Origin of the sequence: Brevibacterium sp. HMSC22B09 (assembly GCF_001806795.1) — a bacterium.
In the GTDB taxonomy this organism is placed as follows: domain Bacteria; phylum Actinomycetota; class Actinomycetes; order Actinomycetales; family Brevibacteriaceae; genus Brevibacterium; species Brevibacterium ravenspurgense.
Genome location: NZ_KV785993.1, coordinates 1 through 13,461, shown reverse-complemented (window position 1 = coordinate 13,461; position 13,461 = coordinate 1). Strand labels below are relative to the sequence as shown.

Annotated in this window: 14 protein-coding genes; all 14 read right to left on the bottom strand. The window is 63.7% G+C overall.

All coding sequences use genetic code 11. The features are described 5' to 3' along the window. Window position 1: 1 nt before the first annotated feature. Window positions 2-760 carry a segregation and condensation protein A gene (locus HMPREF3087_RS00355; RefSeq protein WP_083271937.1) on the bottom strand — a complete coding sequence of 253 codons (759 nt, stop codon included), beginning with the start codon at window positions 758-760 and terminating at the stop codon, window positions 2-4. 119 nt (window positions 761-879) lie between these two features. Continuing rightward, the gene (locus tag HMPREF3087_RS00350) at window positions 880-1,716 is read right to left on the bottom strand and encodes a ParA family protein (RefSeq protein ID WP_231864047.1); all 837 of its coding nucleotides are present in this window, start codon (window positions 1,714-1,716) and stop codon (window positions 880-882) included. Between the two features lie 75 nt (window positions 1,717-1,791). Continuing rightward, on the bottom strand, window positions 1,792-2,724 hold the full coding sequence (gene xerD, locus HMPREF3087_RS00345; protein WP_070427652.1) for a site-specific tyrosine recombinase XerD: 933 nt from the start codon (window positions 2,722-2,724) through the stop codon (window positions 1,792-1,794). Between the two features lies 1 nt (window position 2,725). After that, the gene (locus HMPREF3087_RS00340) at window positions 2,726-3,361 is read right to left on the bottom strand and encodes an NUDIX domain-containing protein (RefSeq protein WP_070427651.1); all 636 of its coding nucleotides are present in this window, start codon (window positions 3,359-3,361) and stop codon (window positions 2,726-2,728) included. Next, on the bottom strand, window positions 3,354-4,457 hold the full coding sequence (locus HMPREF3087_RS00335) for a glycosyltransferase family protein (RefSeq protein ID WP_070424752.1): 1,104 nt from the start codon (window positions 4,455-4,457) through the stop codon (window positions 3,354-3,356). Before HMPREF3087_RS00335 ends, HMPREF3087_RS00340 begins: the two co-directional genes overlap by 8 nt. 26 nt (window positions 4,458-4,483) lie before the next feature. Next, complete coding sequence (locus tag HMPREF3087_RS00330; protein WP_070427650.1) at window positions 4,484-5,404, bottom strand: copper transporter; 921 nt, start codon at window positions 5,402-5,404, stop codon at window positions 4,484-4,486. A gap of 6 nt (window positions 5,405-5,410) precedes the next feature. Next, window positions 5,411-6,241: a putative cytokinetic ring protein SteA gene (gene steA, locus HMPREF3087_RS00325; protein ID WP_061944317.1), complete on the bottom strand. Its 831-nt coding sequence runs from the start codon at window positions 6,239-6,241 to the stop codon at window positions 5,411-5,413. 4 nt (window positions 6,242-6,245) lie between these two features. Then, window positions 6,246-7,955, bottom strand: a complete 1,710-nt coding sequence (gene recN / locus HMPREF3087_RS00320) for a DNA repair protein RecN (protein WP_070427649.1) — start codon at window positions 7,953-7,955, stop codon at window positions 6,246-6,248. Then, complete coding sequence (locus HMPREF3087_RS00315) at window positions 7,948-8,874, bottom strand: NAD kinase (RefSeq protein ID WP_070424748.1); 927 nt, start codon at window positions 8,872-8,874, stop codon at window positions 7,948-7,950. The genes recN and HMPREF3087_RS00315 overlap by 8 nt, the downstream gene beginning before the upstream one ends. After that, complete coding sequence (locus tag HMPREF3087_RS00310) at window positions 8,871-9,758, bottom strand: TlyA family RNA methyltransferase (protein WP_070427648.1); 888 nt, start codon at window positions 9,756-9,758, stop codon at window positions 8,871-8,873. The genes HMPREF3087_RS00315 and HMPREF3087_RS00310 overlap by 4 nt, the downstream gene beginning before the upstream one ends. After that, entirely contained in the window at window positions 9,755-9,934 is a 180-nt protein-coding gene (locus HMPREF3087_RS00305; protein ID WP_070427647.1) for a hypothetical protein, read from the bottom strand. The genes HMPREF3087_RS00310 and HMPREF3087_RS00305 overlap by 4 nt, the downstream gene beginning before the upstream one ends. Then, window positions 9,931-10,914: an HAD-IIA family hydrolase gene (locus tag HMPREF3087_RS00300; RefSeq protein ID WP_070427646.1), complete on the bottom strand. Its 984-nt coding sequence runs from the start codon at window positions 10,912-10,914 to the stop codon at window positions 9,931-9,933. The genes HMPREF3087_RS00305 and HMPREF3087_RS00300 overlap by 4 nt, the downstream gene beginning before the upstream one ends. Further along, window positions 10,911-12,308 (bottom strand): hypothetical protein, encoded by a 1,398-nt coding sequence (locus HMPREF3087_RS00295; protein ID WP_070427645.1) that lies wholly within the window; start codon window positions 12,306-12,308, stop codon window positions 10,911-10,913. The genes HMPREF3087_RS00300 and HMPREF3087_RS00295 overlap by 4 nt, the downstream gene beginning before the upstream one ends. A gap of 68 nt (window positions 12,309-12,376) precedes the next feature. Continuing rightward, a complete protein-coding gene (locus tag HMPREF3087_RS00290; protein WP_070427644.1) occupies window positions 12,377-13,393 on the bottom strand; it encodes an NAD(P)H-dependent flavin oxidoreductase in 1,017 nt (338 codons plus the stop codon). Window positions 13,394-13,461 lie beyond the last annotated feature (68 nt).

The following is a 13,461-nucleotide window of genomic DNA, read 5'->3' as shown; positions in this document are numbered from 1 at the left end:
GTCAGTCCTCCCTGTCCGGTTCCGCGTCCTGTTCCGATTCGCCCAGGTCGGCGCTGCGCAGCTCCTCGCCGGAGGCAGCGGCAACGACGCTCAGCGGCCCCAGCGGGGTGTCCTGCTGCAGATCGCACAGGTGGGCTTTGAAGAGTTCCAGCAGCGCGAGGAAACGCGCCACCACGACGAGTGTGGTTTCGGCACTGGCCGCCAGTTCTGCGAAGTCAATTCGCCCGCGGCTGGCCAGCTCCCCCAGAATGACGGAGCGCTGCTCGGCAACGCTGACGTGCTCGAGGTGCAGGTGGTCGACTGCCACGGTCGGCGGTGTGTGGTCTCGGCTGATGGCCGTGGCGTAGAGGGCCGCGATGACTTCCGGGGTTGCTGTGAACTCAAGAGGCGGAAGGATGTCGCGGAACTTCTCTTCGAGTTCGGGGGTGCGCGGGATCCGCATGCCCGCTGCGGTCATCTGCTCGCGGAACAGCAGGGACACCTGTTTGTAGGCGCGGTACTGCAGCAGGCGGGCGAACAGGAGGTCGCGGGCTTCAAGAAGTTCGAGGTCGAGCTCATCTTCCACTTGGCCCTGCGGCAGCAGGCGGGCTGTTTTGAGGTCGAGCAGAGTTGCTGCCACCACGAGGAAGCTTGAGAGCTGTTCGAGCCCCTCCGTGGTTGACGCGTGGTCGGTGTCGCGTAGCTGGGCAGTGAAGGCGAGGAACTCGTCAGTCACCTCGGCTAAGGCGATGTCGGTGATGTCCAGGCGTCGTTTGGCAATGAGGTCGAGCAGGACGTCGAAGGGTCCCGTGAAGACGTCGAGCTCAACCGTGAACCCGGCCTCGGCGGCGTCCGCCTCGTCTGTGGCTTGTGCAGGACCGGGGGTTTCGACCGTGTCGATCAGGGTGCGCCCCCGCGGGCAATGAGTTCGCGGGCGAGTGTCCGGTAGGCCTCGGCACCGCGGTGAGACGATGCGAACGATGTGATGGGCTCTGCTGCGACGGACGCGTCGGGGAACTTCACGGTGCGGTTGATGACGGTTTCGAAGACCTTGTCCCCGAAGGCTTCGACAACGCGCTGCACAACTTCTCGCGAGTGCAGTGTGCGGGTGTCGAACATGGTGGCGAGGATGCCGTCGATTTCGAGTGCAGGGTTGATCCGCTCCTGCACTTTTTCGATGGATTCGACCAGGAGTGCGACACCGCGCAGGGCAAAGAATTCGGTTTCGAGCGGAATGATGACCCCGTGGGCTGCTGACAGCGCGTTGACGGTGAGCAGACCCAGTGAGGGCTGGCAGTCCACCAGGATGACGTCGTATTCCGGGGCGAGTTTCTGCAGGGCGCGATCGAGAGCGCGTTCGCGGCCGACTTCGCCGACCAGCTGCACTTCCGCGGCAGAAAGGTCGATGTTTGCCGGCAGCACGTCGATGCCCTCAACGTCGGTGCTCTGGACGACGTCATGGGGGTCCAGGCGGGAGTTCATGAGCAGGCTGTAGACGCTCTGGTCAACGCTGTGCGGGTTGATGCCGAGCCCCACCGAGAGTGCTCCCTGCGGGTCGAAGTCCACCAGCAGCACGCGCCTGCCGTATTCGGCCAGCGCAGCACCCAGGTTGATCGAGGTGGTGGTTTTGCCGACCCCGCCCTTCTGGTTGACGATCGCGATGATCCGCGCGGGACCGTGCTGTTCAACCGGCGGTGGGACTGGAAAATCAGTCAGCGGACGTCCAGTGGGCCCCATTTCGGGGACATCGATGTCGATTTCCTGCTGGTTGTCCACACCACTCACCTTTCTCTTTGCTGCTGTTCTTCTAGCCTACCGCGCCCGGGGGTGGGCTGATGCAAATACTTCACGCAGGGACTGCACCGTGACCTTGGTGTAGATCTGCGTGGTCGACACCGAGGCGTGCCCCAGCAGCTCTTGTACCGCACGAATGTCCGCACCGCCTTCCAGCAGGTGCGTTGCGCACGAATGCCGCAGGCTGTGGGCCGTCACACCGGTCAGTCCCGCGGTCTCTGCGGCAGTGCGCACCGCCGCCCACGCGGACTGGCGGGTGAGCCTCCCGCCCCTTTGGTTGATGAACACGGCCGCGGTGCTGCCGCGGCTGAAGGCGGTCCGCCCGCGGGTCAGCCAGGCACCGAGCGCGTCAACTGCGTGACTGCCCAGCGGCACGATCCTCTCTTTGCTGCCCTTTCCGTACAGGCGCACAGCCCCGCCGTCGAGGTCGAGGTCGTCAATGTCGACGCCGACCGCTTCGCTGATGCGCGCCCCGGTTGCGTACAGCATTTCCAGAAGAGCTTTCGCGCGCAGACTCACCGGATCATCGCCCGCGGTTGCGGCAATCATCGATTCGACTTCGAAGACTGTCAGTGCCTTCGGCAGTCGGCTGATGTCCTTCGGCAGCTGGACGTCAACGGTCGGGTCAACCCTGCCGGCTGCTTCAGCCGCATAGAAAGCGTGGAACCTGCGCAGAGCGGACAGGGCGCGTGCCCGTGACGATGCCGCCGCTCCCCTTTCGGCGAGAACTTCCGAATACCGGCGCACCACCTCGGGATCGACCTGCGCGAAGTCACTTAGCCCCTCGTCTTGGAGAAACCGCAGATAGTCGGCCAGGTCCCGGGCGTAGCCGTCGATGGTGTTCTGTGCCAGGCCGCGCTCCAGGCGCAGCATCGTCAGGTACTCCTCGGTGGGCTGCCGCAGGGCGCGCGGTGCATCGTCCGGGAGCAGCTGTGCTCCTCGTCTGGCCATATCAGCCGTGCAGGTGGCGGTATGCGGGCCACGCGCAGTCGGCCGGCCGCAGACCGGACCATCCGCCGGTACGCGATGCGTGGGCGTGCAGGATGGCCAGCTGCGCGGTGGCGTTGCCGATCCTGCCCTCACGGACCGCCTCGAATGCCTCACCCAGCGGGGTCCAGCGCAGCACGAGGCCGGCCTCTTCGCCTTCGCGCACAAAGTCCGAGGCGTCCTCGGCTAGGTCACGGGCCAGGTAGATGCGCAGAACTTCGCTCAGACCGCCGGGCGAGCTGAGCTGGTCGGCAAGAACCGCCCAGGAGCCAGCCTGGAGGTCGGCTTCTTCACTCAGTTCGCGCTGAGCGGCCAGCAGCGGATCTTCGCCCTGCACATCGAGCAGACCGGCTGGGATCTCCCAGTCGCGCTGACGGACGGGATGCCGGTACTGCTGGATGAGGAGGATCCGGTCGTCGTCATCGACTGCGGCAATGCCGACCGCTCCCGTGTGGTCGACGAAGTCCCGAGTCAGACCGGCTGCTTCCGGCAGGTCGACCGTTTCGCGGCACACGTCCCACACGGCACCGCGAAACACGACTTCCCGCCCGTGGGTCGGATAGTCGACCAGCTGATCAGCCAGCTGTGGTCGTTCAGGCATTGAGGGTCTCGGCGTACGCGTAGAGTTCCAGCAGCGTTTCGACCAGGTGGTCCCGGTTGCCGCTGCGGACGCGTTTGCGAAGCGCGAAGCCGTCGCTGATCCGGTCGGCGGGGCTGCCCGCGTAGCTTGCGATCGCCTGGCCGATTTCGTCTGCCGTGTTGGCGACCGTGGCGTGCGGGCCGTAGGCCCTGGCCAGGCGCTCATTGCCGACCACGATGGTGGCTTTGCCGACGTTCATGACGTCGTCGGAATCAAGGCCGGTCATGCGGGCAGACGCAATGACGATGTCTGCGGCATTGACGACGTTGACGGCGTCTGAGGGTGCTGCAACCGTGACGTAGTCCAGGGCGTGGGAGAGCTTTTCGAGGTGCGAACGGACTCCGCCGCGGCCGGTGAAGACAACCCTCCAGCGGCGGTCGGACTGGGTCTTGTCAAGCGCGACGATCGCTTCGACCACCTCGGTCAGTTCCACGGTGTCTTTGGCTTCGATCGGCACGGCGATGACCATGCGGCCGTCATCGGCGGACAGGCGACGGCGCATCTTCTTAGCGGACACGTTCGGACGTGGGAAGCCCTGATCGTCGGTGCGCACAAGCTGGGCCCGTTCAGCAACGGCGACGTCGTCTTCGTAGTCGGCAACAACCCGCTCCGTGGTGCCGAGAACCGCGGTTGCTGTGCGGGCGACAATCGAGTGCTGCGCGCCGAAGAGGGAATCGTCTTCGTCACGGCCGACGGTTGCGATGATCGGCGGGTGCATCCTGGTGGGCAGACCGGTCAGACCGAGACCAGCAAGCACGGCCGCGTGCCGACCGTGGGCGTGGACGACATCGATGTGCCGGTAGATCTTGTGCAGGCGAAATGCCGAGGTGCCCGCTGACAGGTCAAACGCTGACGGTCGGGCGGGAATGTCGATGTGCCGCAGCTGTGGGTGCTGGGCGCTCAGGGCCTGGAATACTTCTGCCCGCGAGGCAACCGCAACCCGGTACCCGCGTTCGAGTTGGCCGGCGATGATGGTCGCGGCGGTGTCGGCAATAGGCGAAGACGCCTCGGTCAGAACATGCAGAATGCGCTTCTGCGGGGCCAGCGTGTCGCTCACGTGTAACTCCTTCTTCCCTTCCAAGCCTACTTCTTCATACCGGGGTACAGTTCTTCGGCGCGCTGGCCGAAGCCGTAGGCGGCGGGTTTGCCGCCGTCGATGAGGTCTGCTGTCGCCAGCACCGTGATGACGGCGCCCGCGCTGGTTTCAATGCCGTCGACGGTTGTTCCCGTGCGGTCTGACCTCAGCTGGTGGATCAGCCCGCTGTTGCCCAGCGGTCCAGCAACTACGAGCGGCAGTGTGCCCTGCATTTCTCGGATCGCTTCGATGTAATCGCCGGTGTCTTCGGCGGGCTCAGCTGTTTCCCCTTCGCGTGCCTGTTCCACAGCGGTTGTTTCCCCGGCGACAAAGATCAACGCGTCAACTTTGCCGGGCTTGCCGCCCACGAGCCGGCCGTGGTCGCGCAGGATCTTCAGGACGTCTTCAGCTTCCTGTTCTGACAAGGAGTCGGCTTTGCTGCCGACACCCCACACTTCGGTCAGCGCTCCGGCAACTGCCTGCGTGGGATCCTGTGGGCCCGCGTCCACATATTCGCGTAGCTTCTCAACCAGATCGCCCTGCGGGTCTTCCACCGAGAACGTCGTCTTTGTCAGCGTCCCGCCGTCGACAACACTTGCGCCCGCGGCTGTCAGCTGCTGCTCGAGCCCGCGCACATCTGCGCCGGCGGCCTCTTCTGCGCTAATGATCGAAACAGTGCGGCCGCGCAGTTTGCCGTTGATGAGGTCCGGTGCGTTCGCTTCGACGAACTCGTTGAGGCTGCTGGTTTCCTCACGGCTCTTATCGAGATCACCGCGCAGGTTGTCACGGTCCTCGCGCAGTGCCTGCACTTGGTCCTGAAGGGACTGGCCGATGGGTGCTTTGAGGGGGCCTGCGCCCAGCACAATCCCAACGGCCAGCGCCAGGAACACCGAAAACAGGGAAACCAGATGGTAGCGGAAGTCGATCACGGGTTCTCAGCCTTGGATAACGGACGGTAGATGGGTGTGAAGCAGTGCGTCAGAGCGTGGGCTCCCGCCTCCGAAGAGTCCGAAGAAGCCGTCGAGCTGCGCGGCGATGAGCTCCAGCAGAAGACGCCCGGACTCGGTGGCCGCCAGAGCTGCGGCGAGCGCCAGCAGGCCGGCCAGGGCGAGCACCACCAGCTGCCAGGATCCTGCGCGCTGCCGATAGAGCAGCGACACTCCCTTGGCGTCGACGACGCGTGACCCGAGGATCATGCGGACCACATATGCCGACGGCTGGCTTTCAGCACCGGCGTGGGCGTATTCGATAACGGCCGGTGAGCCCACAGACACGATGAGCGGCGCTCCGAGGGCATCCGCCAGCAGAAGTCCCGCGTCTTCGTTTGTTCCGGCGGTTTTCAGGACGTCGTAGTGCAGTCCCTCTTTTTCCAAACGCTGGATGCCCTCGGCCGGGCGGTCTGGACCGTAGTGGGCGATGAGCACAGCGCCGGACAGAAGCGGCGAATCGCCCACGGCGTCAAGGTTGCCGATCACAATGTCGGGGCGGTGCCCGGCCTCGAGCAGCGCGTCGGCGCCTGCGTCAACGCCGATGAGCAGCGGACGGTATTCCCGAATGTAGGACTTGAGCATTGCCAAGTCCTCTTTGTAGTTGTACCCGGCGGATACGACCAGCGCTTGGCGTTTGAACATCGATTTGGGGATGTCCGGCAGGTCGAGTGCGCTGAAGAGGAGGTCGGGATGAGCGTGGACGAACGTCGCCATGTCGTCGACGAGGTCGGCGATGATCCCGCCGTGCCCTTTTTCAACAGATTCTGCAGTGTCCACGGGTCTATTCTTTCACGCCGCTGAAGGAGGATTTTTCCTGCGCGGCGATCGCCAGGAGTTCGTCTGCGTGTTCGCGTGCCGAATCGGATTCGGCCAGGCCGGACAGCATGCGTGCCAGTTCGTGTTCCCGTTCGTCCCGGCTGAGCACGGTCACTCCGGAGACGACGCCTTCTCCGGCGTCGTCCTTGGCAACCGTGACGTGGTTGTCCGCCCACGCGGCGACCTGCGCCAGGTGAGTGACGACGATGACCTGCGAGTGCCCAGCCAGCTGTGCCAGGCGTCGACCGATTTCAATGGCGGCCCGGCCGCCGACTCCGGCGTCGACCTCGTCGAAGACAAACGTCGGGAACGCCACACTGCGGGCCATGACCACTTCGATGGCAAGCATGACGCGCGACAGTTCACCGCCGGAGGCGAGTTTGCCGATTTCGCCGGGCACGGTCGATGAGTGAGCGGCGAACAGCAGCGACACGCTGTCGCAGCCGTGGGCGGCCGGTTCGGCTTCTTCGATTTCGAAGGTGATCGACGCCTTCGGCATGGACAGCGCGGCGAGTTCAGCACCGACAGCCTGTGAAAAGCCGTCCGCGGACTTCTTCCGCTGTTCGGTCAGCTGCGCGCCCTTCTCGAGCATGTCCGCTTCGGCGGCTTCGACCTGCGCATCCATTGTGGCGAGGCTTTCACCGGCTTCGCGCAGCCGCAGGAGTTCCTCACCGGCCTGTGTTTCAAACGCCAGAACCGCCGAGGTGTCCTCACCGTAGGCGGACAGGGAGCCGAGGTCTGCACGCCGCTGTTCGATGTCTTCGAGTGACCTTTCGCCGAGCTCGTCAAAGCCGGACAGGTATTCACTCAGTCGTGCCGCCCGGTCTGACAGCTGCAGACCCAGGTCGGTCAGAGCCGAGGCGTGCTCCGTGAGGGTTTCATCCGCTGCGGCCGCCTGGTTCAGCTGTGCGGCGGCCGCATTGACCTGGTCAACAGCATTGGCGGCGTCGTCCCAGTCGGCACCGGTGAGTGCCGCCTGGGCCGCCGCGACTGCGGTTTTGAGTTCGTGAGCCGATGCCAGCCGGTTGGCAAGGGCGGTCAGTTCGGCGTCTTCGCCCTCCAGCGGGCGGACTTCCTCAATCTTTTCGAGCGCGGTTTCCAGGAACTCAATCCGCTGTGCTCTTTCGGTCGAGGTGGCGGTCAGTTCGGCGTGCTCTTCTTTTAGGGAGGTCCACTTGGCGTAGGCCGCGGAATAGGCATCGCGCGCCTTGGCAAGTTCGTCACCGCCGTAGCTGTCGAGCAGTTCGCGCTGCCGGGTGCGGCTGCGCAGGGTCATCTGCTCGGACTGGCCGTGCATGGATACGAGTTCCTGGCCGATGTCTGACAGCAGGCCGGCCGGAACGGTGCGTCCGCCAGCGGTTGCCCGAGCACGACCGGACGCGGGAATTGTCCGAGTGACGATGAGTTCGCCTTCAGCTTCCCCGCCGGCATCTTCGACTCGCTCAGCAACTGCGGGCTGGTTGTCGATATCGAAGATTCCCTCAACAACCGCTTTGTCTTCTCCGGCGCGCACAACGTGGCTGCCGCTGCGAGCGCCCAGCAGGAGGTCAAGGGCGGTGACGAACATCGTCTTGCCAGCCCCGGTTTCTCCCGTGACGACTGTCAGACCGGGAGAGAGCTCCACCTCGGCGGCCTTTATCACCCCGAGGTTCTCAATGCGCAGAACCTCAATCATCGCGGGCCCCCGGTCCGCGCCAGCCGGCGACCGGCAGCTGGAACTTGGCGACCAGACGGTCGGTGAACACGCCCTTGTTCAGGCGTGCCAGCGGCACCGGGACGGCCGAGCGGCGAGCTTCCACGCGTGCACCTTCCGGCAGGTCGAAGCGGAAGCGCCCGTCGCAGAAAAGGACAGCCCTTGTGCCGGGTGTAACGGGCTGGAATTCCACGCCCAGGGTTGAGGACGGCGACACGACCAGCGGAGTGGAGAACAGCGCGTGGGCTGAAATCGGCACCATGAGGAGCGCTTCGACGTCCGGCCAGATGATCGGCCCGCCGGCCGAGAACGCGTAGGCGGTCGAACCGGTCGGGGTGCCCATGATGACGCCATCGCAGCCGAATGACGAAACGGGACGGCTGTCGACTCCGACAACCACTTCGATCATCGAGGCGCCACGGTCTTTTTCCACGGTTGCCTCATTGAGCGCCCAGTCTTCGTGGATCACCTCGTCGCCGAGGGTGACGGTGATGTCGAGGCTCATGCGCTGTTCGACGACGTAGTCGCGGGCGATTGCGGCTTCGACGGTGTCGTGGAGATCTTTGCGTTCGGCTTCTGCGAGAAAGCCCACGTGGCCCAGGTTGATGCCCATGATCGGCACGCCGGTGCCGTGGAAGTGAGATGCTGCGCGCAGGATCGTGCCGTCCCCGCCTAGGACCATGACGAGTTCGGGGCCGGTTTCAGAGTCGAGTTCAGCGAAGTCGCTGAGGACCTCAATGCCGGTCAGATCCAAGTCGCCATAGGACGACAGGCTGGCGTATTCGCGCTGTGCGATCACCGGCGTGATTCCGCGGTCGATCAGGCTTGCGCACACAGTCTGCGCAGCCGCGCGGGCACTCTTGCGGTGCGGATGCACCACGACGACGATTCTTCGATTCACCGAGCCTCCTTGCCACCCAAACTATCAGCCCGGTTGTCCTCCCGCTCTGTTCGAGCGGGGATGGTCAGCGGGTGCTCAGCTCCCGTGCGGATGTGCTCGGCAATGCTGTCAAGGTCGAGGCCCTCCCCCGCCGAGGTGGAGCTCAGGTGCCGCTGTGTCTGCCCCTTGTGCGCCCACAGGAAGTATTCGATATTGCCCGTCGGTCCCGGCAGCGGCGATTGGACGATCCCGCGCAGGTGAGCGCCCAGGCTTTCGACGTGTTCTGCAACGGAGCGCACAGCTTCGGCACGGTCCTGCGGATCGGTGACCACGCCGTGTTTGTCCAGGGCGCTGCGGCCGGCTTCGAACTGCGGTTTGACCATGAGCAGAAGATCACCGTCGGTGTTCTCCAGCAGCGGACGGGCAATGAGGGTCAGCGAAATGAACGACACGTCGGCGACAGTCATCTGCATCTTGTGACCGTCGAGCCAGTCCTCCGTGAGCTCCCGAAGATTATGCTCTTCGAGGCTCGTCACCGCCGGGTTTTCGCGGAGACTCGAGTCGAGCTGGTCCGTGCCGACGTCGACCGCCCAGACATGCTCGGCGCCTCGTGACAAAAGGACCTGAGTGAAGCCGCCCGTGGACGCTCCAGCGTCCAGGCACTTCAGTCCGGTGGCATCAAGTGCGAAGGCGTCGAGCGCGCCGATGAGCTTGTGAGCCGAACGAGCAACCCAGGGATCTGCGTTGTCCACGGTGATGTCGGCAGTGTCGCTGACTGGAACAGAGGGTTTGGTGGCGGTCTTGCCGTCGACCGCGACCCGGCCGGCGCGGATTTCGCGTTGGGCTCGGTTGCGGGAACGGACCAGGCCGCGCTCCACGAGGGCTGCATCCAGACGAAGGGTCATGATGCGCGCGCGTCGAGAATCGATTCGATGCGGTCAATCAGCGCTTCTGCGGATTCAACCGCTTCTGGTGTTTCCGCGCTGAGAATCACGTCAAGCGCCGCCCGCAGGTTCTGCTCCTCACGGTCCGGAGTGGGAGGCGGCTGCGGTTTCGCGCCGGGTGTCGTGGAGCCAATCATGCGAAGCGCTCCGGAAGGGTTCCAGCGTCCAGCGGGCGATCGAGGTGCGCAGACAGAGCGAGAGCCCCGGCTGTGGCGTGTGCGTTTGGTCCCGAGTGAACGATGCGGTCGTCTTCTACGTGCACGCGGGCTTCGCCGCACACGGCGGTCTCACCGTCGCAGCGGACGGCCGGGATGTCTTCGACGGCGGCGCGGACTGTGGCAATCGACGCGGTAATGACGTCGGGCTGCTGGCTTGGCGGCAGTGCCAGGGCCGAGTGGACGGAGTCGACGCCGGTGAGCACGAGGGCTGTCCGCATACCGGCTGCTTTGCCCGCAGCGATGTCGGTTGCGATCTGATCGCCGACCATAACGGTGTCGCTCATGTCCTGGGCTTGTGCTGCAAGAGTGAGCATGGTGGCTTCGGGTTTGCCGAACACCTCGGGATCGATGCCCGTACATTCCTGCACGATGCGCACAAAAGAGCCGTTGCCCGGGAAGAACCCGGTTTCTTTCGGCAGGCGGAGGTCCGGGTTGGTTGCACAGAATTTCGCGCCGGCGCGCACTGCGGCGATTGCGCAGCACAGGTCGATGTTCCCAACATCAGCGGCAAGCCCCTGAAGAACAGCGTCAACCCGCTGCCTCTGGCTATCGAGTTCGTCGACGAGGCCAGCAGTCGGCAAGACGGGTTCGAGGCCTGCCTGCTCCACACAGGCGGCGAGGAACTCACTGCCGACGATGAGCACACGAGAACCCGCTGGCAGCACCTCGGACAGGGACTGTGCTCCCGCAATGGCGGACGTCATGACCTGACTGTCGGCAATGTCGACGCCGAAGCTGCGAATGTGCTCAGCCATTGCAGCGTTGGAGCGCGAAGCGTTGTTCGTGACGAAGGCGATGGGACTGTGAGCGGCGAGTTCGCTCAGCGCCGCACCGGCCCCGGGAATCTCCGCTTGGCCTGTATAGACAACACCGTCGAGGTCGAAAAGCCAGCCTGTCACAGGTCAAACATGGGAGGAGTGTCTCCCGGCTCCGGCTCATCGTCCACGCTCGGCTGGTGCTTGGCTTCGGCGTCCTCAGATTCCGGCTTTTCATCGGCATTCCGCTGTTCCTGGGCCGCGTCGATGTCAGCCATGATTTCGGCCATTTCCTCGTTGATTTCGTCTTCGAGGGTGTTGCCTTCGGCCACAGGAACAGGTCCATCGTCAGCGGGTGTTGCTTCAGACTTGTCGTCACCCGCTGCCGGTTCGGCTTCCTCGTCTTTCTCTGCCCCAGCATCGTGCGAGGCTGAGTCAGCCGGAACGTCTTCAGCAGGTTCAGTGCCCGCGGGTTCATCGTCAGAAGCCGCTTCCGCGGCCTGTTCTTCTTCGGTGCGGTCTTCTCCGGTCTGCTTGTCGTCAGCGGCTTCGTCTTCGAGTTCTTCTTCGATGACGATGATGTCGACTTCTTCAGAGGCATCGGTCAGGCCGGTGCGTTCGGCGGTGACCTGAGCGAGTTTGTCGTACTTGTCCGCGGTTTCGCTGTCTCCACTGACGCGCAGCAGATCTGCGTACGCCTGCAGCAGGCGGATTGCGCTTGCGGGCTTGTGGCCAGTGAATCCGACGTCTTCAATCGTCTTGCGGGCCGTTTCAAGGTCACCCAGGTCGGAGTGGGCTCCCGCGGCGACGATTGCCAGTTCGAGCCAGATGTCTTTGCTCAGATCATTGCGATTGGCATCCGCGAACATATCGATGGCTTTTTGGGGCCTGCCGCGGCCGCGTTCGGCATCGGCGATGACCGCGAGGTTGTCTTTTGAGCCGGTGATCCGCATGTGCGTGCGAAGTTCGCGGGAAGCTTCGTCGTACAGGCCCTTGTGGTAGGCGACGAGGCCGAGTGCTTCACGGGCTGCACCGATTCGGCCTGCGCTGCGTGCGGCGGCTTTTGCGTGTTCGTAGGCCTGGTCGAGGTCAACGTCGAGAAGGAAGCCTGCAGCAACGATGTGCTTGGCGGTCCGTTCCGAGTTTTCCGCACTCAGGCCGCGCAGTTCGCTTTTGACGTGGCCGGGGAGTTCTTTTCCTGTGATGCCCTCAGGGATGGGAGGGGCATTGAAGCGTGGACGGTCGTCACGCTTTTTGGGGCGACGGTCCGAGCGCTTATTGTCTTTGAAGCGCGGTTTTCCGTCCCACTTCTTCCGACGGTCACCATCGCGACGCTCACCATCCCAGGAACGACCGTCACGGCGGCGGTCACCGTCCCACTTCTTCCGACGGTCACCATCACGGCGCTCACCATCCCAGGAACGACCGTCGCGACGGTTGTTCTTGCGCTCAGTTCCGGAATCACGGCGCTGGAAGCGGCTGCCGCGGTCTGGACGGCGTTCGCTGCGCTGTCCGTCGTGTGATGATGAATTCGCCACTGTTCTCCCCTATTGAAATCTGCAGGCTACAGTCTATCGTGGACGCGCTTACCAGCTAGTTTGGACGTTCAGAAACCGTGTGAGTTCAGATACTCCGAGAATTCGCGCACAATTTCGGCTGCGCTCTGTTCCCTACATTCGGCCCATCCGGTTCCAGCCCACAGGTTCTGCCAAGCGGCGTCATCGCCAGCTGCCTTCTTCAAAGAACCGACCAGGGTGTTCACCTGTGGGTATCCGATCACGGCTTCAGAATCAAAGCGGTCAATGAACTCGTTGCGCAAACCCCTGGCTGGACGTCCAGAGAATGCACGCGTCCGCGTGGTTTCGGTGTAGGTGCCTTCTATGAGAGCACGGCGGTGGCAGGGTTTTGTCCCAGCCTCGTCGCTGGTGAGGAACCGAGTTCCGATCTGAACTGCGTCGACACCTCGATCCAGAAGGATTGCTGCGTCTGCGGGCGTCCCGATGCCTCCGGCCGCAACAAGTGGAAGGGTGACTCTGCTGCGAGCTTCGTCAATAAACGCTGCCAAAGGGAGCGTGCTCGGTTCGGCCGATTGGTCAAACTGTGCGCTGTGGCCGCCGGCCTCCGGACCCTGAAGAATCAGGAAGTCCGCTCCGTTTGCCTCAGCTTTGAGTGCTTCAAACGGGGTGGTGACGGTGATGCCGACGCGAATACCGGCGGACTGAAGAGAAGAAACGACACTCGTGTCAGGAAGCCCAAACGTAAAAGTGCAGTAGCCAGGTTGGCGCTGCAGAACAATATCGACCTTCGCGTTAAAAGAATCGTCCGTGAACGAGGGAACAGCTGGCAGGTCTACACCAAGCTCGGCAAATGCTGGCTGCAGAGCATTTCTGTAGAAATCGAGATCTTCGTCCTTGGGGTGGTGCGACTCCGGAACGAAGAGGTTCACGCCAAACTGCCGGTCGCCGACATCGACAATCTGCTGGTCAAGGGACTGTGGGCTCAGATACCCGCCGGCTAAGAAGCCGAGTGCACCGGCATCGTGGACTGCTTTCACCAAAGACGGTGTTGTGGGTCCACCGGCCATAGGAGCTTGAATGATCCGAGTCGAAATAGCTGTGGCCATGAGGTAACACTACATAGCGTGCTGAATGATTTCAGCAGAAATGGGTGAAGGCCCTGCAGGTGCCCCGG